The sequence below is a fragment of the Ruegeria sp. N10 genome (assembly GCF_056531545.1).
In genome coordinates this window covers 253,541-271,980 of record NZ_JBQFLY010000002.1, presented here as the reverse complement: position 1 = coordinate 271,980, position 18,440 = coordinate 253,541, and the positions used below count along the sequence as shown (strand labels likewise).

Annotated in this window: 16 protein-coding genes and 1 tRNA gene; 7 read left to right on the top strand and 10 right to left on the bottom strand. The window is 56.5% G+C overall.

What is annotated here, in order from left to right; genetic code table 11:
* Window positions 1–28 precede the first annotated feature (28 nt).
* Window positions 29–682 (bottom strand): DUF938 domain-containing protein, encoded by a 654-nt coding sequence (locus ACR0JI_RS04660; RefSeq protein ID WP_480475690.1) that lies wholly within the window; start codon window positions 680–682, stop codon window positions 29–31.
* The gene (locus tag ACR0JI_RS04655; RefSeq protein WP_480475692.1) at window positions 679–1,752 is read right to left on the bottom strand and encodes an NAD(P)/FAD-dependent oxidoreductase; all 1,074 of its coding nucleotides are present in this window, start codon (window positions 1,750–1,752) and stop codon (window positions 679–681) included. Before ACR0JI_RS04655 ends, ACR0JI_RS04660 begins: the two co-directional genes overlap by 4 nt.
* 186 nt (window positions 1,753–1,938) lie before the next feature.
* Here ACR0JI_RS04655 and ACR0JI_RS04650 point away from each other — a divergent pair, with 186 nt between their 5' ends.
* Together ACR0JI_RS04650 and ACR0JI_RS04645 are read left to right on the top strand one after the other, a co-directional pair.
* Window positions 1,939–2,343 carry a hypothetical protein gene (locus tag ACR0JI_RS04650; RefSeq protein WP_480476916.1) on the top strand — a complete coding sequence of 135 codons (405 nt, stop codon included), beginning with the start codon at window positions 1,939–1,941 and terminating at the stop codon, window positions 2,341–2,343.
* Window positions 2,340–3,572: an HlyD family secretion protein gene (locus tag ACR0JI_RS04645; protein WP_480475694.1), complete on the top strand. Its 1,233-nt coding sequence runs from the start codon at window positions 2,340–2,342 to the stop codon at window positions 3,570–3,572. Before ACR0JI_RS04650 ends, ACR0JI_RS04645 begins: the two co-directional genes overlap by 4 nt.
* A gap of 62 nt (window positions 3,573–3,634) precedes the next feature.
* Here the strand turns inward: ACR0JI_RS04645 and ACR0JI_RS04640 are convergent, their stop codons facing one another.
* The 7 genes from ACR0JI_RS04640 to ACR0JI_RS04610 all read right to left on the bottom strand — a co-directional run bounded on the left by ACR0JI_RS04640 (window position 3,635) and on the right by ACR0JI_RS04610 (window position 11,464).
* A complete protein-coding gene (locus ACR0JI_RS04640) occupies window positions 3,635–4,780 on the bottom strand; it encodes an iron-containing alcohol dehydrogenase (RefSeq protein ID WP_480475696.1) in 1,146 nt (381 codons plus the stop codon).
* A 67-nt stretch (window positions 4,781–4,847) separates the two neighbouring features.
* Window positions 4,848–6,230: an aldehyde dehydrogenase family protein gene (locus tag ACR0JI_RS04635; RefSeq protein WP_480475698.1), complete on the bottom strand. Its 1,383-nt coding sequence runs from the start codon at window positions 6,228–6,230 to the stop codon at window positions 4,848–4,850.
* A 94-nt stretch (window positions 6,231–6,324) separates the two neighbouring features.
* Window positions 6,325–7,686, bottom strand: a complete 1,362-nt coding sequence (locus ACR0JI_RS04630) for a glutamine synthetase family protein (RefSeq protein ID WP_480475700.1) — start codon at window positions 7,684–7,686, stop codon at window positions 6,325–6,327.
* A 57-nt stretch (window positions 7,687–7,743) separates the two neighbouring features.
* The gene (locus tag ACR0JI_RS04625; protein ID WP_480475702.1) at window positions 7,744–8,781 is read right to left on the bottom strand and encodes a TRAP transporter substrate-binding protein; all 1,038 of its coding nucleotides are present in this window, start codon (window positions 8,779–8,781) and stop codon (window positions 7,744–7,746) included.
* Window positions 8,782–8,839: 58 nt separating this feature from the next.
* A complete protein-coding gene (locus ACR0JI_RS04620) occupies window positions 8,840–10,165 on the bottom strand; it encodes a TRAP transporter large permease (protein ID WP_267367377.1) in 1,326 nt (441 codons plus the stop codon).
* The gene (locus ACR0JI_RS04615) at window positions 10,165–10,686 is read right to left on the bottom strand and encodes a TRAP transporter small permease subunit (RefSeq protein ID WP_480475706.1); all 522 of its coding nucleotides are present in this window, start codon (window positions 10,684–10,686) and stop codon (window positions 10,165–10,167) included. The genes ACR0JI_RS04620 and ACR0JI_RS04615 overlap by 1 nt, the downstream gene beginning before the upstream one ends.
* Window positions 10,687–10,702: 16 nt before the next feature.
* Window positions 10,703–11,464: an N-formylglutamate amidohydrolase gene (locus tag ACR0JI_RS04610; RefSeq protein WP_480493713.1), complete on the bottom strand. Its 762-nt coding sequence runs from the start codon at window positions 11,462–11,464 to the stop codon at window positions 10,703–10,705.
* 127 nt (window positions 11,465–11,591) lie between these two features.
* On the opposite strand from ACR0JI_RS04610, the gene ACR0JI_RS04605 reads away from it, so the two are divergent.
* The 5 genes from ACR0JI_RS04605 (at window position 11,592) to ACR0JI_RS04585 (ending at window position 17,574) form a co-directional block, all read left to right on the top strand.
* Window positions 11,592–12,464 carry a MurR/RpiR family transcriptional regulator gene (locus ACR0JI_RS04605; RefSeq protein ID WP_267364875.1) on the top strand — a complete coding sequence of 291 codons (873 nt, stop codon included), beginning with the start codon at window positions 11,592–11,594 and terminating at the stop codon, window positions 12,462–12,464.
* Window positions 12,465–12,567: 103 nt separating this feature from the next.
* Window positions 12,568–12,641: transfer RNA gene (locus ACR0JI_RS04600), tRNA-Gly, on the top strand.
* Between the two features lie 127 nt (window positions 12,642–12,768).
* Window positions 12,769–14,589 carry an ABC transporter transmembrane domain-containing protein gene (locus tag ACR0JI_RS04595; protein ID WP_480475710.1) on the top strand — a complete coding sequence of 607 codons (1,821 nt, stop codon included), beginning with the start codon at window positions 12,769–12,771 and terminating at the stop codon, window positions 14,587–14,589.
* A 159-nt stretch (window positions 14,590–14,748) separates the two neighbouring features.
* Complete coding sequence (locus tag ACR0JI_RS04590) at window positions 14,749–16,638, top strand: acyl-CoA synthetase (RefSeq protein ID WP_480475712.1); 1,890 nt, start codon at window positions 14,749–14,751, stop codon at window positions 16,636–16,638.
* 12 nt (window positions 16,639–16,650) lie between these two features.
* Window positions 16,651–17,574, top strand: coding sequence for an alpha/beta hydrolase (locus tag ACR0JI_RS04585; RefSeq protein ID WP_480493715.1), 924 nt, complete (start codon window positions 16,651–16,653; stop codon window positions 17,572–17,574).
* Between the two features lie 10 nt (window positions 17,575–17,584).
* On the opposite strand, the gene ACR0JI_RS04580 is transcribed toward ACR0JI_RS04585, so the two are convergent.
* Entirely contained in the window at window positions 17,585–18,421 is an 837-nt protein-coding gene (locus ACR0JI_RS04580; RefSeq protein WP_480475716.1) for an alkaline phosphatase family protein, read from the bottom strand.
* Window positions 18,422–18,440: the final 19 nt, after the last annotated feature.

The window sequence follows — 18,440 nt, the reverse complement described above, 5'->3', positions numbered from 1 at the left end:
GGCAGTGGTAAGTTGACCTTGATCTCGATCAGTTGGCAGGGCGCTCGGAAACAAATGCAAGGTTATTTGCGGGCATGTCGATGGTTTTCAGCACGCGCAACCCTACCTGCTGGAACAGGCCAAGCATATCTTTGTCGTTCTTGTAGCCAATGTCGGGATCTTGTCCGATCAGAGCCTCGTGAAACCTTTTGTCCCCGTCGCTTGTCAATTGGCCCGAGCGTTTGAATGGGCCGTACAAAACGAACCTCCCGTTTTCAGTCAGGGACTGAGCGATTTCGGCGAAAATGGTTCTGGTATCCTGCCAACTGATCAAATGTATCAGGTTGATCAAGACGATCAGGTCCTGCGATGGGAAGCGCGCATGCCAGCCCGAATTCGTTGCGTCCAGATGTTCGGCGCTTGCCACGTTGGGTAAGGCGCTGGCATAGGCGTCGATGCTATTGCGGCGTTCAGGGTCAGGTTCGGTGGGATGCCACGTCAGATCGGGCAGCAAATCAGCAAACGCACAGACATGCTGACCGGTTCCGCTTGCAATCTCCAGTGCGTGCCCGCGGCGCGGTGCCCAGTCTTGTAGCACCGCACAAAGCGCATCGGAGTTCCGCGTTGCTGCCGGGGCAACAAGTTTACCATCCTCCCCCACGTTGGCGACACTCGCAGAGGGCGGTAGATAGCGTTTGATCATCTGTTCAACCTGTTTGGGGTCAGCGACTTGACACTGTCAGGATCCAGCACCGGCGTGTTTCCAACCACCAGATCACACAACAACTGCGAAGCCGCTGGTGCTGTTTGGAAACCATACCCGCCTTGACCCGCAGACCAGATAAACGACGGGTCAATCGGGTCGGGCCCAAGCACCAAGGTTCCGTCCGGTGCGAAACTGCGCAATCCGGCCCAGTTCGTTTCGACCCGTGTTACTGCCTCGGTCATCAATTCTTCGTAGCGCGCCAGACCTTCGGCCAGCACCATGTCGTCGGCATAGGCGTCCTGAGGTGGTACGGGGTCGGCTTCGCAAGGCGAAACAAGCAGCTTGCCCGCGTCCGGTTTGGCGTACCATGTTTCGCCTGTGCCCAGCATCATGGGCCATCCGGATACATCATGGCCTCCGGGGGCGGGCAGCCGCGCCATTGATCGGCGGCGAGGAGAGATGCCGATAGGTGGTACCCCGGCAAGCATGGCGATTTCGTCCACCCATGCACCGGCCGCATTCACCAGGTTGCCGGCTTCGAAGATCTGCCCGGCCTCGACCAGCCAATGCCGCTCTTTTCGAATGCCGGTTACTTTGCTTTTTGTTGCAACGGTTCCACCGTTCTTGCGAATGGTCCGCGCGAAATCCTGCAACAGACGGTCAGTATCGATGTCAAATGCGGCTTCACTGATTGCCGCGAAACCCACCTTGGCCGGGTTCAGGATCGGAACGCTCGAAATCGCCTGATCCATCGAAATTCTTTCCATGTTCAGGTCTGTGCGGTCGGCTTCGAAAACTTCGCTCTGGTCAAATGAACCGATCAGCATCAATCCGCGCGGGGTCAGGTACCCACCGTCCTGCGTGCGCAGGAATTCCGCTCCAGCCCTGTTCAGCGCCACCACGGACGGCGGACCATAGCTTTCTTCAAACAGGGCTGCCGAGCGACCCGACGCGTGATACCCCAAGGCGTCTTCGGCCTCTAAAACCATCACGGTTCCATATTGCGACAAGCGCGCTCCGGCGCTCAACCCGGCAATTCCGCCCCCGATGACGAGGAAATCGATCATTATTTGTGTTCCTTCCGCAGCAGGTTCGCCACAAGTTTTCTGGGTTTCATTTAGCTTTTTGGGTCAAGCATTTGGCATTTCGAAGATTCTCCAAAATATATGCAGCCTTGAATTTGGGCTTCAACCCGGTCAAAGAAGTATCAAAACGAACAGGAGGGCAAGGTGACCGCAGCAGATCTTCATCCAATGGCCACTGGGCACATTCCCCGATACGTCGTCGCAGCTGACGGAAGCGATTACCTTTTTTCGGCTATGGTCGTCTTCTTTGTCATTCTCGTGGTGCTGATCGGTGTTGGGTACCTGACGCTTCATTCCGTTCCGGAAAAAATGGCGCACGAGAACAACCATCCGCAATTTCAGTTGGTGGGTATTCTGGCACTGCTGGCACTATTTACACATAACGGGATATTCTGGATTGCCGCCGTACTGGTCGCAGGGTTCCAGTTTCCGGATTTTGCAACCCCGCTTAAAAACATCGCCGATGCCATTCGTTCTCTTGGACGTGCGATTGCTCCGGAACCGGTGCCCGAGGCACCTGCGCCAACCCCTGGCGTTTCAGAATCCACCGACGTTCAGGAACAAAACACATGATTGAGACCCTGCTTTGCGCCCTGATCACGGTGCTGCCCGATTATCTGTTCCGCCGGTTTGTTCAGGGCAAACGTATCGGTCACGAGATCACCCTTTTCACCATGTGGTACGAATTGCGCTGGGGTCTTACGACCTGTGCCATTCTGGCGCTGACGGTAATCACCACGCTGTTTTATTTTCACCCAGCCAGCAAAACCGCAGCGTCCTATTTTCGAACCGTGACGATCCTGCCGCAGCTAGGTGGCCGTGTTTCGGAAATTTTCGTTAAGAACAATGAACTGGTAACTGCTGGCCAGCCGGTTTTCAGGATCGAAGATTTCAGCCAGACAGCACAGGTTCAGGCGGCAAATGCACAGATCGCACAGGTTCAGGCCTCGCTGAAAGTGGCTGAAACTGATCTGGCCGAGGCTGATGCCGGTATTGCCGGTGCCAAGGCGGCTTTGGCGCAGTCCTTGGACGATCTTGAAAGAAATACGACCCTGCGCGACCAAGGTTCAAGCGCTGTCCGACTGACCGAGATTGAGCGGTTGGAAAACCTTGTTGCCGAGCGTGAGGCGCAGGTTGTTGCGGCCGAATCCAGACGTGCGGCAGTTGAACAGCAGATCGAGGAGCTGATCCCCGCGCAACTGGCCAGTGCCATAGCACAGCTGGACGCCGCGCAGACCGAGTTGGACAAAACACTGATTGTCGCCGGTGTTACCGGACGGGTCGAGCAGTTTAGCCTGCAAGTCGGTGATTACGTGAGCCCCTTGTTGCGTCCTGCTGGCATCCTCGTTCCATCGCATACCGGACATGACCGTTTTCAGGCGGCTTTCAACCAACTGTCTGCTCAGGTGATCAAGCCAGGTATGATCGGTGAGTTGGGCTGCATGACCAAGCCTTTCACCGTTATCCCCACTGTGGTGGTCGAGGTGCAGGATGTCATACCGTCCGGCCAGATCCGTCCATCAGATGAATTGCGGGATGTACAGAACAATACTAATCCCGGATCAATTCTGGTCTTTATGGAGCCGCTGTATAAAGGTATGGCCGATGACATTCCTCCAGGCAGCAACTGTCTGGCCAATGTCTACACCGACAACCATGACCGTCTGGAACACGAGGATTTGGGCTTTTGGCAAGCTGCTTTCCTGCATGTGGTTGACACAATTGGCGTGGTCCATGCGGCAGGTTTGCGTTTGCGCCTGATCCTGATGCCGGTCAATACTCTGGTACTGACCGGGCATTGATCCGGCACCGGTAGAACAGTTCTTAAAGCGCCCGGCAGGTTCCTTGCCGGGCGCTTGTTTTTTTACAGTGCTGCTTTGAACAGCTGTGTCAGGTTTTCTTTGGTCAACTCAATCGGGTTCCCGCCGCATGAAGGGTCGATGATTGCGCCTTCGACGAGGGTTGGGATTGAGGTTTCGGTCACGCCGAGGTCTGCCAGCTTTCGCGGGATACCAAGGCTGTCGTTGAATTCCTGCACAAAGGCGCGGAAGCCATCGAACCCTCCGTTGATGCCCAGATAGGCGGCAGCGTTCTGGAACCGGTCGGCGATGGCGGGGGCGTTAAAGTCCAGCACGGCAGGCATACAGACCGCGTTTGTGGTGCCGTGATGAGTGTTAAAGTGCGCGCCAACCGGGTGGCTCATGGCGTGGATCGCACCCAGTCCCTTCTGGAACGCGGTCGCGCCCATGGCCGCCGCGCTCATCATCTGGGCGCGGGCCTCAATGTCGCTGCCATCTGCGTAGGCGCGCGGCAGATAGTCTTTCACCAAACGCATGCCTTCCAGTGCGATGCCCTGGCTCATCGGGTGATAATGCGGGCTCGAATAGGCTTCGACGCAATGCGCGAAGGCGTCCAGACCGGTGCCTGCGGTGATGAATTTGGGCATCCCAACCGTCAGTTCCGGATCGCAGATCACCACCGTTGGCAGCACCTTGGGGTGGAAGATGATCTTCTTGGCGTGGGTCTCGGAATTGGTGATGACACTGGCACGACCAACCTCTGACCCGGTCCCCGCAGTCGTTGGAACCGCAATGATCGGTGCGATTGCATCCGCGTCGGCGCGGGTCCACCAGTCACCGATATCTTCAAAGTCCCATACCGGGCGCGTCTGGCCGCACATGAAGGCGACCATCTTGCCCAGATCCAGCCCCGAGCCGCCGCCAAAGGCAATCACACCATCGTGCCCACCGGCCTTGTATGCCGCAACGCCCGCGTCGAGGTTTTTCTCATTTGGGTTTGGGTCCACATCACTGAATACACCGCGGCCCAGACCGGCCGCCTCCATGATATCCAGCGTCGCCGCTGTGATCGGCAGATCGGCCAACCCCTTGTCCGTGACCAGCAGGGGTTTCTTCATCCCGGCTGCGGCACAGGCTTCGGGCAGTTCCTTGATGCGCCCGGCACCAAATTTGATTGCGGTCGGATAGGACCAGTTTCCAACAAGTGACATGTCAGGTTTCCTTTGTGATTTGAGACCTGCTCGGGTGAGGGGGTCAGCCCCGAGCAGGCCGTCGTCCTTAGCCGGTGACCTTCTTCAGGTGGTAGGATTTTGGACGGGTGAGATTGTGATAGCCGATGACCGAAAGACCACCGCCGCGCCCGGTATTCTTGCAACCGGTCCAGCACAGCCCAGGGTCCAGATAGTCGGCCCGGTTCATGAAGACGGTGCCGGTCTCGATCTGGTCGCCCACACGCGCCGCGCGGTCCACATCGCGGGTCCAAAGGCTGGCTGTCAGACCAAACTCGCTGTCGTTCATCAGCGCGATGGCCTCAGCATCCGAGGACACTTTCATGATGCCCACCACCGGGCCAAAACTTTCGTCCCGCATCACCCGCATATCATGGGTCACATTGGTCAGAATCTGCGGCGTGAGATATGCGCCGCCGTCATCCTCGGGGAAGGCTTCAATATGCGCGACCGCACCGGCCTCAACCGCTTCGGCAATCTGCGCGCGCACCTCGTCAGCGAAACGCACATTGGCCATCGGACCAATGGTTGTTTCGGCGTCCAGCGGATTGCCCAGTTTGTAGCCTTTCACGATCTCAACGGCCTTGGCGACAAAGTCATCATACAGGCTTTCGTGAACGTAAATCCGCTCGATCCCACAGCAACACTGGCCCGAATTGAACATCGCGCCGTCGATCAACGTATCGACCGCCGCGTCCAGATCGGCGTCGTCCATGACATAACCCGGATCCTTGCCGCCCAGTTCAGTGCCCACGCCCGTAAAAGTCCCCGCCGCCGCACGCTCCATAGCCTGACCGCCACCGACCGAACCGGTGAAGTTCACAAAGTCGAACGCGTTACCCGCGATGAGGTCATTGGTCACGTCGTGGCTGAGGAACACATTCTGGAACACGTCTTCGGGCACCCCCGCCGAATGGAACGCCTGCGCCATCCGCTCACCAACCAACAAAGTCTGGGTTGCGTGCTTCAGAACAACCGTGTTGCCCGCGATCAGCGCGGGCGCCACCGTGTTGATCGCCGTCATGTAAGGATAGTTCCAGGGGGCAACTACAAAGACCACCCCATGCGGAATACGTTTGATATAGCGTTTGAAGGTTTCATCCTCGCCCACGGCAATATCGGCCAGTGACGTCTCGGCGATCTTTGCCATATGGCTGGCACGTTCGTTGAAGCCACCAAACTCGCCGCCATAGCGCACCGGGCGGCCCATCATATGCGCGAGTTCCGGAACGATCTCATCATTCATTGCGCCGACAGCCGCGACGCCCGCCATCACCAGATCAATCCGCTCCTGCAACGGTCGCGCTGCCCAGGCCCCCTGCGCCGCCCGCGCCCGCGCTGCGACCTCAAACGCAGCCTCCCGCGACAGCACCTCGCGTTCCGCAAATACCGATCCATCGATCGGCGAGACACATTGCAACATCTGCCCCATAGTTACTCCATCTCTAAAGAGAGCAGGATCCCTGCTTCATCTGGCCATAAATATCCCGGGGTGCGCGAGGGGCTGGCCCCTCGCTTCCTCCATCTCAAGCCCGCTCAAACCCGCGGGCAATTTCCCAATCGGTTACCACGCGCTCGAATTCCTCGATTTCGACCTCAGCCGCACGGGTATAGTGATCGACAACGTCATCGCCCATCGCCGCGCGCAGCATCTGTGATCCGTGCAAAGCGTTGCGTGCATCCTTCAATGTACCCGGGATCTTTCCCGTCTCGCCCTGATAGACATCGCCCTTGGTCGGCGGCTGCAACTCCAGCCCTTCTTCGATCCCTGCGATCCCGGCCGCCAGCATCCCTGCAATCGCCAGATATGGGTTCATGTCCGACCCGGGAATACGGCACTCGACCCGTATCGCCTTGGTGCCATCCCCGCACAGGCGGTACCCGGCCGTACGGTTGTCTACAGACCAAATGATCCGTGTCGGTGCAAAAGTACCTTTCATAAACCGCTTGTAGCTGTTGATGTAAGGCGCCATGAAATACGTGTAATCAGCGGCGTATTTCAGCAGACCGGCCATATAGCTTTTCATCAGCGCCGACATGCCCAGCTCATCCGATGCATCATAGAAGGCAGGTTTGCCATCCGCCCATAGCGACTGATGCACATGAGACGAGCTACCAACCCTTTCATGATGCCATTTCGGCAGGAAGGTCGCCGCATGACCCTGCTGCCAGGCGATTTCTTTCACCGCGTTCTTGGCGATCGAGTGATACTCTGCCGTGTCCATCGCAGGTGCGTATTTGATGTTCAGTTCTTCCTGCCCGGCCTCGGCCTCACCTTTGGTGTTCTCGACCGGGATGCCCGCATCCCACAGGTGGTTGCGGATCGGGCGCATCACATGCTCTTCCTTGGTGGTCTGCAGAATGTGATAATCTTCGTTATAGCCCGAGATCGGCTCCAAATCGCGGAACCCTTCCTTTCGGATTGCATCAAAACTCTTCGCGAACAGGAAGAATTCCAGTTCGGTGGCGCACATCGCCTCATACCCCATCGCCTTCAGGCGGTTCACCTGTTTCTTCAGGATCGAACGCGGCGCATGTGGCACTTCCTCATGGGTGTGGTGATCCAGCATATCGCACATGACCATCGCGGTGCCTTCCAGCCAGGGCACCGGGCGCAATGTGCTAAGGTCTGGCTTCATCACATAGTCGCCATAACCCCGCTCCCAGCTGGTCGAGGCATACCCATCCGGCGTCGCCATCTCGAGGTCCGTGGCCAGCAAGTAGTTACAGCAATGTGTCTCTTCCCACGCGCCAGCCACAAAATGACCTGCATGAAAACGCTTGCCCATCAAACGACCCTGCATGTCAACCATGCAAACCAATACTGTGTCGATCGCGCCGTCTGCGACAAGCGATTTCAGGGTTTCGAAAGTCAGAGTTGCGGTCATGAAACAAACCTCATGCGTTGAGTAGGGGCGCCGAATGACAGCGCCCCTGTTTTGATATCAATCGAAGGTGTAAGGGGCACCGGCCTGGTTAATGACCGAGTTATACTCACGGAAGATACCAACGATCTTCTGGTGAATTTCGCCTTCCTGTGCGACCTCGTCCCAGAATTCGATAGCGGCATTTTCCACTTCTTTCCATTCCGCTGCCGGAACCTGACGCAGCTGTAGCTTGTCACCCTTTGCGCGCAAGGCCGCTTCACCGCCCCAGTACCACTGGTTACGATAGGTGTGGCCTGCTTCGACGCCCGCCATCACAACCGATTTCAGGTGGTCGGGCAGCTCGGCCCAGCGTTCCTGGTTTGCAAACCAGGACCCAATCCACGCGCCCGAGATGTTGTTGGTCAGGAAGTAGTCGGTCACATTGGCCCAGCCAACGGTGTAGTCTTCAGTGATGCCCGACCAGGCCATTCCGTCCAACTCACCGGTTTGCACCGCCACTTCCGCGTCTTCGTAGGGGATATTGACCGGTACAACGCCAAACTTGGCAAGAAAACGCCCGGCCGTCGGGAAGGTATAGAGCTTCAGCCCATCCAGGTCGCCAAGGCTTTTGATTTCCTTTTTGGTGTTGAAGTTGCAGGGGTCCTGACCCGCTGCCGACAGCCACGTCACACCAACCTTCTCATATTCCGAGCGCCAGATATCAGCCAGACCGTACTGGTTGAACAGCACCGGAACATCCAGAATATGCTTGGTCGCGAAGGGGAAATAGCCCCCGAATTGACGCAGCGGAGTAGGCGAAGCCATGGAATCGTCGTCCGAATGAACACCATCAATCGTGCCGCGTTGCAGGGCCTGGAACAGTTCACCTGTCGGAACGATTTGGTCTGCATAGAAAAGTTCGATCTCAAGTTCACCATTGGCATTGGCGTTGATGTAATCGATGGCTGGCTTGGTCACATGCTCGCCCAATGCGCCACCGGCATAGGTCTGGAACCGCCACTTGATGGCGGATTGCGCTTTGACGATCGCAGGAGAGGCCAGTGTGGCGGCTCCCGCCAGACCGGCGGAGCTTAGAAATCTGCGTCTTGTAGTCATTGTCTTTTCTCCTCTGTTTAGTCTTGCTGAACTTCGCCCCTTGCCGGGGTCTTGTGACTTAATTTCCATAGACATAATTAGGCAGCCATAGCGCGATTTCAGGAAAGATGATGATTATGGCCAAGGCGCAGACCATCACCAGAACAAATGGAACGATCGAACTGTAGATATCGCGCAGCGATATTTCCGGGGGGGCCATCGCGCGCATCAGGAACAGGTTATAGCCGAATGGCGGCGTCATATAAGCGATCTGCGTGGTGATCGTATAAAGTACGCCGTACCAGATAAGATCAAAGCCAAGCGCACCCACCAGCGGAACGTAAAGCGGCGCGACGATAACCAGCATGGCCGTATCGTCCAGAAACGTGCCCATCAGGATAAAGCTGAGCTGCATGAGAACCAGGATCATCCACGGGGAAAGACCCAGTTTTTCGGTGAACAGGCTTTCGATTGCCTTGACCGCACCCAACCCGTCGAAGACAGCGCCAAAAGCCAGAGCCGCCAGAATGATCCACATGAACATGCACGAGATGCCCAATGTGTGCCGAATTGAATTCTCGAAAACCGTGCGTGTCAGCCGTCCTTTCAGAAAGGCGGCCAGCATGGCCGTGGTGGCTCCGATGGCAGAGGATTCCACCAATGATGTCCAACCGTTAACAAAAGGGACCATCATCACCATAAATATGCCCAAGGGTAACAATCCGGCTTGCAACAGCAGCAGCTTTTCTCGCAACGGAATGTCGCGGTCTTCTGCGGGCAGGACCGGGCCGAGCGACGGATTGATGCGGCAGCGGATGACAATGTAGATGATGAACATGGCAGCCATCATTAGCCCGGGTATCACTCCGGCGAGCCATAGCTGGCCAACGGGTTGCCGCGCGATCATGGCATAAAGAACCAGAACAACGGATGGTGGCACCAGAATCCCAAGGGATGATCCGGCCTGAATGACGCCGGTCACCATGCGCTTGTCATAATTCCGGCGCAGCAACTCCGGCAAGGCAATCGTGGCACCAATCGCCATACCTGCAACGGACAACCCGTTCATTGCCGAGATCAGAACCATCAGTCCGATGGTTCCGACAGCCAGACCACCGGACAAGCCACCCATCCAGACATGGAACATCTTGTAAAGGTCATCTGCGATCCGACTTTCGGAAAGGATGTATCCCATGAAAATGAACATGGGCAGTGTCAGCAGCGGGTACCACTTCATGACCTTGATCGCAGCGGCAAAACCCAGATCGTAACCGCCCCTATCCCCCCAAAGGAACAAGGCTGAAACCACAGCGACACAGCCGATTGCACCAAAGACGCGCTGGCCGGTCAGCATCATTAGCATCATTGATGCGAACATCAGCAAGGCAATCATCTCGTATGACATCAGATTACCTCACGCGGGATATCGTCGCCGCACAGGCGCAAGATATCCTTGAACAATTCGGACACGGCTTGCAGCAGCATCAGGAAGATACCGATAACCATGATCAGCTTGACCGGCCACAGGTAGGGCCGCCAGATCGTCGCGCTGCGCTCACCGCCATATTGGAAAGAATACATCAGGCTGTCCCATCCACCCCACAGCAAGATGAGCAGATAAATGATCAGGAATACGACTGTGAAGGCATCCGTCCAGGCCTTGCGGCGATGAGACCATTCGCCATAAAGCAGGTCCATTCGCACGTTTGACCCCATCTGGATCGAATAAGGGCCACCAAGCATATAGTAGGCCACCATGGCGAACTGAGCCATCTCGAGTGTCCAGAGCGACGGTACGAAAAAGGTTTTCGAGACCGAAGACCAGAACAGAATACCCATCATGACGAAAATGCCGTACATGACGACGCGTCCGATCCAGCGGTTCGTTCGATCAATGACCGCCACGTAGCCCCGCAAGAACTTCATCTCGATACCTCAACTCTCATTGTTTCGCCTCTGTGTGCGAATACGCATCAATTACCGTTTGCAGGATCGGCGTCAGAATCCCGGCGATGCGGTCTACTCCCGTTGGTGTGTCGATAAGATCGTTTCGAACCTCGACCATGACATTCGGAAGCCCCCGACTGATCGCATGTTCCTGCAACGTGTGCGTGACGCCATCCGTGGCAGAGTAAGGTTCGTTCAACGCGGCATTCAGACCCGAGCCCTTGGCACAGCGCAGCATAAGTTGGGCCGCCCTGTCGTCTTCGTCATGAAGAATGCCTAGTTCGACTGATCGTGTTTTTCCGTTGTAGACGGGCGTGAAACTGTGCATCGTGACAACGACAGGCGGCCGGTCCTGCGCGTCCAGAGTGGACGACAAAAGCTGTTTGAACGGCTCATAAACCTCGTGGATTCTTTGGGCGCGTTGGGTGTCTGTCAGGTTCTCATTGCCGGGAATGGAAAACACTTCGCTTACCTGCGGCATAGCATCTGCACGTTCAGGCGAGCGGTTGCAGTCGTAAACAAGTCGGCTGATGCAGGAATGAACCAGCGGCGCGTCCAAGGCCTTCGTCAGTTCGACCGAAAGCGCCAATGCGCCGATATCCCAAGCGGCATGGGACAATGCGGCGTCTTCAGTCAGGCCCAATCCGTTCAGTGACGCTGGGATGAATCGGCTAGCATGTTCGCATACCAAAACGCATTGTGCCCGGCCGTTGGCGTTCTGCACGCGGGCTGCCGGAGCTTCGGTTGGTAGTAGCATTGATGTCTCGGAATCGTGGTGCATAGGTAGCATTTGTTACAGCAACCTCAGACCTGTCAAGAAAATTACTGTAGACAAAATTACAAACGAACATATCCTGTAGAAAATTTGAGAAACGAAGGTGCCGATGGCCACCGTTGCGAAACTTGTCAAACAGCGGATCCAGGAAGAGCTTGACGATCTGACACGGTCAGAACGGCAGCTGGCCTCGGTACTTTTGCAGGATTACCCGATGACCGGCTTGCAATCGATCACCAAGCTGGCCGCTGCGGCGCAGGTCTCGACCCCGACGGTCATACGTATGGCACGCAAGCTGGGTTTCGACGGTTTTCCCGCCCTGCAGGATGCCCTGCGAGAAGAGGTTGCGGCACAGATCAAAAAGCCGATCTCGAAACGGGATGCCTGGGTTGTGGATGACGAGGCGGAACATCCCACAACGCGGTTTGCGCAGGCCGTTTGGACAAATATGCGCCACACGCTGGAACGTCTGGACAAAGAGATGTTCGACACCGTTGCCCAGCTTCTGGCAAACACGGATCGCCATCTTTACGTCGTGGGCGGGCGTATCACACGTTCAAATGCGGACTATCTGTTCAATCACATGCAGATTATTCGACCCAATGTGACGATGCTGGGCAATTCGGCAAACGTTTGGCCGCAGTACCTGCTTGATATGGATGAAACCTCGGTTCTGGTGATTTTTGATATCCGCAGATACGAGGCCTATCTTGAGAAGCTGGCGCAGGTCGCGTCCAACCGCGGTGTGACGGTTATCCTGTTCACCGACCAGTGGGGATCACCGATAGGCAAGACCGCCAATTACACCTTTCACGCACTGGTCGAGGCACCATCCAGCTGGGATTCAACAATTGCATTGCAGCTGATATCGGAAACCCTGATCGCTGAAGTGCAAGAGGCACGGTGGGAAGAAAGCAAGGAACGCATTGAGGAACTTGAGCGGTTTTTCTCCTCGACGCGGATATTCCGCAGTCACGATTGAAGGCCGTACATCCACCGGGAAATATCACGGTTTTGGTCGCGCGAATTTTCACACTTCCCGCTTGACGCGCCCCGGCGCATGACTTAACCAGCGCAAACCATTTGCGGGTATAGCTTAATGGTAAAGCCCCTGCCTTCCAAGCAGGCTATGTCGGTTCGATTCCGTCTACCCGCTCCAATCCCCACTGATTTCTGCGTCAAATGGCCCTTATGGCTGGCTGTTTTTGGCAGGAATGCTTGACCGGAACGACGGCTGAGGCCAAGAAAGCGTTCACTTTGTAGCGTTCAATTCACAAGGGCCGGACATGGCAAGACAGACCGCCAATAAACCAGCACAATCAGCGGCTCCTGGCGCTAGCGAAGAGCGGGCCCGCTCAAGGAAAATCGGGGTGCTGGGGTCGCTCTGGCCCTTTATGAAGCCTTACAGGTTATTGATGATCGGGGCGACACTGGCTCTGATCCTGACGGCCAGCATGACGTTGACCCTGCCATTGGCCGTGCGACGCGTGGTTGACAATTTCCGCATTCAGGACGGTGAATTGCTGGACTGGTACTTTTTGGCAGCGTTGGGCATTGCCGCTGTTCTGGCTGCGGGAACCGGTATCAGATATGCGTTGGTCACACGGTTGGGGGAACGTGTGGTTGCCGATATCCGCAAGGCTGTGTTCGATCGCGTGATCGGCATGAGCCCCGAATTCTACGAACGTATTATGACCGGTGAAGTGCTGAGCAGGATTACCACCGACACGACCCTCATCCAATCGGTTCTTGGCTCATCTGTTTCCATCGCGCTGCGCAATATGCTGATGTTTATCGGCGGGCTGGTTCTGATGCTGTTGACCTCGGCCAAGCTGACCGGGCTTGTCTTGCTGCTTATCCCCGTGGTGGTAGTGCCGATATTGATTCTGGGTCGGCGTTTGCGCGTGATCAGCCGTGAAAACCAGGATTGGATCGCTGCGTCATCCGGAAACGCGGGCGAGGCATTGGGGGCGGTGCAGACCGTGCAGGCCTTTACCCACGAACAGGCCAGCCGCCAGCAATTTGATGAGATGACCGAGATGTCCTATACCGTTTCGCTGCGTCGGATTCAGACGCGCGCGGTGCTGACGGTGATTGTGATCTTTCTTGTATTTTCAGGCATCGTTGGCGTTCTGTGGATGGGTGCAAATGACGTGCGCAACGGTGTGATGACCGAGGGCGTTCTGATTCAATTCGTGATCTACTCGATCATCATGGCGGGCTCAGTCGCGGCCCTGTCCGAGATTTGGAGCGAGCTTCAGCGCGCCGCCGGAGCCACCGAGCGTCTTGTCGAGTTGCTGAATGCCGAAGATACGGTTTCGGACCCGGCCAAACCCGCTCCTTTGCCAAAGGACGTCCGGGGCGAAATCCGGTTCGAAGATGTAAGTTTTCGCTATCCAGCGCGCCCCGATACAATCGCGCTGGATCACTTGTCGCTTCAGGTAAACCCGGGCGAGACCGTTGCCTTTGTCGGACCGTCAGGGGCGGGCAAGACGACGATCATTCAATTGATTCAACGGTTCTATGACCCAAATTCGGGCCGGGTGATGTTGGATGGCCATGATCTGCGGGAACTGGATCGCACAGATTTCCGAAAGTACATGTCATTGGTGCCGCAGGATCCAGTGATCTTTGCCGCCTCAGCCCGCGAAAACATTCGTTTCGGTCGTCTGGACGCAACGGATGCCGAAGTAGAAGCCGCAGCCCGTGCAGCCATCGCACATGATTTCATTGCCGCATTGCCCGATGGGTATGACAGTTTTGTCGGCGAACGCGGTGTCATGCTGTCGGGTGGGCAAAAGCAGCGTATCGCAATCGCCCGCGCCATATTGCGCGACGCACCTGTGCTGCTGCTGGACGAGGCGACCTCAGCTCTTGATGCGGAGAGTGAGCGAGCGGTGCAGGGCGCCGTGGATCAGATGCGTGCCGGCCGCACGACCCTGATTGTTGCGCACAGATTGGCCACCGTAAAGAAAGCCGACCGCATTGTCGTGCTGGACGAGGGCCGTATCGTGGCGCAGGGCAGCCATGATGATCTGGTGTCCCAGGATGGGCTATATGCGCGCCTCGCACGGTTGCAGTTCACCGATGGCGTAGCAGCAGAATAGGAGTGACGCTCGGGCATTTGTGAATTCGCCGTAGCGTCATTCTACAGTTTACTCTCTTTCAAAGCTAAGGCCTCGCTTGCGCGAGGTTTGTTTTGCTTCCATCTTGGATGCGAACAACAAGCTCGTGCAAAAACACGGGAGAAAAACGGGAGGAACCACATGGCCTTTGTGGGATTGGAAGACAAAACGCGCATGGAACAGGAAATGTCGTGGGAGGATCGGGATCTGCCTGTCACCTTCCATCAGCTCCTGTCGCGCACGGCAGAGAGATTTCCCAACCACAACGCCATCAGTTTTCAGCTACTGTCCGGGCCCACGGACAAGGCTGAGACCCTGACCTGGTCGGAACTTCTGGGCAAGGTCAATCAGGCGGCAAACCTGTTCCGCTCGCTGGGTGTCGGTGAAAAAGACGTGGTGGCCTATGTGCTGCCAAACTGTAACGAAACACTGATTACAATGATGGGCGGTGCAGTTGCGGGAATCGTGAACCCGATCAATCCGTTGCTGGAGCCCGAGCAGATTGCGGCGATCCTGCGCGAGACAGGCGCCAAAGTGGTTGTTACACTAAAGTCTTTCCCGAAAACAGATGTTGCACAAAAGGTAGAAGAGGCGGTGCGCCACGCGCCCAAGGTCAACACCATTCTGGAAATCGACCTGAACCGGTACCTGACGCCGCCCAAGTCGTGGCTGGTTCCCTTCCTGCGCCCCAAGATGGGCGAAAAAGAAAAGCTGGCGCACGCGGATTACAAAAACTTCAACAAGGAACTTGCCAAGCAACCGGCGACGCTGACATTCGAGGACAGCAAAGAAGATCGCGTTGCTTGTTATTTCCACACCGGTGGGACCACCGGGATGCCCAAGGTGGCGCAGCATAAATACTCGGGTCTGATCTACAACGGCTGGCTAGGCAACACGCTGTTGTTTGATGAGAATGACGTCATCATGTGCCCGCTGCCGATGTTCCACGTCTTTGCCGTGCATGTTATCGTGATGGCGGCCGTGTCGTCGGGTGCACATGTGATTTTCCCGACACCTGCAGGTTATCGCGGTGACGGTGTGTTCGACAATTTCTGGAAGCTGATCGAGCGCTGGAAAGTGAGCTTTATCATCACTGTTCCAACCGCCATATCAGCCAAGATGCAACGCCCGGTGGATGCAGATATCTCAAGCGTGAAAACCGCCTTTTCGGGTTCGGCGCCACTGCCGGTGGAGTTGTTCCGCCGCTTTGAAGAGGCGACGGGCGTCACCATCGTCGAAGGCTACGGCCTGACCGAGGCCACCTGTCTGGTCTCGTGCAACCCTGTGGATGGCGAGAAAAAGATCGGTTCGATCGGTATTCCGTTCCCCTATACGGATGTCAAAATCCTGCTGGACGGGCCGGATGGGCCGACAGAGTGCGGCACTGATCAGATTGGTGAGATCTGCATCTCGAATCCCGGTGTGTATGCAGGCAACACGTATACAGAGGCCGAAAAGAACATTGGTCTTTATCACTTTGACAAGTACCTGCGTACGGGCGACCTGGGGCGGTTTGACGAAGACGGCTACCTTTGGATCACCGGTCGCGCCAAGGACCTGATCATTCGCGGTGGTCACAATATCGATCCTGCCGAAATCGAAGAGGCGCTGCTGGGTCACAATGCAGTTGCCTTCGCAGGAGCGATCGGTCAGCCAGACGCGCATTCGGGCGAAGTGCCCTGCGCCTTTGTCGAATTGGTTGATGGGGCGTCGGTCACTGAAAATGAGCTGCTGGAATATTGCAAAGTTCACGTGCATGAGCGAGCCGCACAACCCAAGCATATAACCATTCTTGACGAGTTGCCGAAAACTGCCGTCGGCAAGGTTTTCAAGCCGGACCTGCGCAAACACGCCATCACCCGCATCTACAACGGTGCTCTTGACGCTGCGGGTCTTGCTGCGCGGGTTGTTCTGGTGATCGACGATAAAAAGCGTGGCCTTGTCGCGCAGCTTGACGCGAACGGATCTTCGGAAGACGATGTCTCGAAAGTGCTGGGCGCATATACCCGGCCCTGGGAGTGGTCCAAATAAGCCGGAGGAACAATGGACTATGAACGCCTGATCGACGAAGAAACCTGGGCGTTCATACGCCGCACGACCGAAAGCTATCCGGATGATGCGGTCGATTTGTCCATCGAGGACCAGCGTCGGGTCTATGACACGATGTGCAAGCAGTTTCGCCAACCGCGCCCTGCCGGTGTCGAAACCCAGGACCTGTACGCCGATGGCGTGCCGGTCCGCCATTATTCCGCCGGGCATCCGACCCGAACTGTTGTGTATTTTCATGGTGGTGGCTTTGTCGTTGGCGGGTTGGACAGCCACGATGATGTCTGTGCCGAGTTTTGTGCGCAGACGGGATACCGCGTCGTTTCAGTCGACTACAGGCTGTGTCCTGAACATGTGCATCCAGCGCAGTTCCAGGATTGCTGGACAGCTGTGAAATGGGCGGCGGTCGAGTATGGCGACCCGCTGGTTCTGGCCGGGGACAGCGCGGGTGGAAATTTGTCAGCAGCTATTGCCCACCATGCGCGCGGGCGGCTGGACAATATTCTGGGGCAGGTTTTGATCTACCCCGGACTTGGTGGAGATCAATCGCGCGGCTCATATCTTGAGCACGCCCATGCTCCTTTACTGACACTGGACGACATCAAATTCTATGAAACCGTCCGATACACAGGCGCCCAGCCGCAAGGCGATCCGACTTATGCGCCGCTACAGGAAAATGATTTTTCGAAACTGCCGCCAACTGTTGTGATTACCGCTGACTGTGACCCGCTCCGCGATGACGGGAAGGTCTATTGCGAGCGGATAAGCGCGGCTGGTGGTCAGGCCCATTGGATCAACGAACTTGGCCTTGTTCATGGGTACCTACGTGCGCGAACCTCGGTAAAGCGCGCAGCAGACAGCTTCGAACGGATCTCGGTCGCTATCGAAGCACTGGGGCAAGAGATCTGGCCCTACGACTGAAGTCAGTCAGTTACATCAGGAACGGCTTAGCCCTCATCGTGTCTGCGAGGGGCGCACCCAATCGGCTCAGAATGGTCGGGGCCAATTGGATCTGGTCGATTACGGTTTCTACGTCAGGCCCGTCGGCATCGCCGAAGTAATACAGCGCGGTTTCCTGTTGCAGGGGGCTGCGCCCTCCGTGGTGTCCGCGCTCGTCTTGGCCATGATCGGCGGTGACGATCACCTCATACCCCAATTGGCGCCAGCGAGGGATGAACGGGGCCAGCATCTCGTCTGCAACAAAGCAGGCATGATCCATTTCTTCGCAGTCGTGATAGAAACGGTGACCCATGCTGTCCAGTGTACAGGTGTGCAGGATGCCATAGTCCAGCCCAAAGCGCAGACACAGATTGGTCAAGGTGGCAAATAGATCGACGTCGGACGGGGTCATCTGGTTGTCTTTGCCGTAGCCGGTCATGCTGTGAAAGCGACCGTGATTGATGGTCTGGCTCTCTGGCTCGTCATATTCGACGTCGCGGACATAGTCGAACGGGTGACGGTTGAAGAACTGCGACCAAAAACTGTGTGTGACAGCCCCAGTCACGCCGCCGGCCTCACGTACCTGGCTAAAGACATCCTTATGGCTCAGGCGAAAGACGTTGCCGTTTCCGGTGCAGCCGTGTTCTTGCGGCGTTACGCCCGTATGGATCGATGCATAGCAACTGGCCGAAGTTGAAGGCAGCACTGCGCGGTGCTTCCACACCCGAGCTTCGCCGCTGTCGACCCAGCCTTCGAGGTTGCCGAACAGGCGGCGGAAATTCCGGTATGGTACTCCGTCCAGAATGATCAATAGTAGTTTACGGTCCATGGCTTGGCCCTTTGATCTG

Excerpts from the sequence above, each read along its gene's own strand:
- ACR0JI_RS04635 (WP_480475698.1), bottom strand. The coding sequence starts at position 6,230 with ATGGGGCAGATGTTGCAATGTGTCTCGCCGATCGATGGATCGGTATTT.
- ACR0JI_RS04630 (WP_480475700.1), bottom strand. The coding sequence starts at position 7,686 with ATGACCGCAACTCTGACTTTCGAAACCCTGAAATCGCTTGTCGCAGAC.
- ACR0JI_RS04655 (WP_480475692.1), bottom strand. The coding sequence starts at position 1,752 with ATGATCGATTTCCTCGTCATCGGGGGCGGAATTGCCGGGTTGAGCGCC.
- ACR0JI_RS04605 (WP_267364875.1), top strand. The coding sequence starts at position 11,592 with ATGGCCACCGTTGCGAAACTTGTCAAACAGCGGATCCAGGAAGAGCTT.
- ACR0JI_RS04620 (WP_267367377.1), bottom strand. The coding sequence starts at position 10,165 with ATGTCATACGAGATGATTGCCTTGCTGATGTTCGCATCAATGATGCTA.
- ACR0JI_RS04595 (WP_480475710.1), top strand. The coding sequence starts at position 12,769 with ATGGCAAGACAGACCGCCAATAAACCAGCACAATCAGCGGCTCCTGGC.
- ACR0JI_RS04615 (WP_480475706.1), bottom strand. The coding sequence starts at position 10,686 with ATGAAGTTCTTGCGGGGCTACGTGGCGGTCATTGATCGAACGAACCGC.
- ACR0JI_RS04625 (WP_480475702.1), bottom strand. The coding sequence starts at position 8,781 with ATGACTACAAGACGCAGATTTCTAAGCTCCGCCGGTCTGGCGGGAGCC.
- ACR0JI_RS04645 (WP_480475694.1), top strand. The coding sequence starts at position 2,340 with ATGATTGAGACCCTGCTTTGCGCCCTGATCACGGTGCTGCCCGATTAT.
- ACR0JI_RS04660 (WP_480475690.1), bottom strand. The coding sequence starts at position 682 with ATGATCAAACGCTATCTACCGCCCTCTGCGAGTGTCGCCAACGTGGGG.
- ACR0JI_RS04590 (WP_480475712.1), top strand. The coding sequence starts at position 14,749 with ATGGCCTTTGTGGGATTGGAAGACAAAACGCGCATGGAACAGGAAATG.
- ACR0JI_RS04580 (WP_480475716.1), bottom strand. The coding sequence starts at position 18,421 with ATGGACCGTAAACTACTATTGATCATTCTGGACGGAGTACCATACCGG.
- ACR0JI_RS04640 (WP_480475696.1), bottom strand. The coding sequence starts at position 4,780 with ATGTCACTTGTTGGAAACTGGTCCTATCCGACCGCAATCAAATTTGGT.
- ACR0JI_RS04650 (WP_480476916.1), top strand. The coding sequence starts at position 1,939 with ATGGCCACTGGGCACATTCCCCGATACGTCGTCGCAGCTGACGGAAGC.
- ACR0JI_RS04585 (WP_480493715.1), top strand. The coding sequence starts at position 16,651 with ATGGACTATGAACGCCTGATCGACGAAGAAACCTGGGCGTTCATACGC.
- ACR0JI_RS04610 (WP_480493713.1), bottom strand. The coding sequence starts at position 11,464 with ATGCTACTACCAACCGAAGCTCCGGCAGCCCGCGTGCAGAACGCCAAC.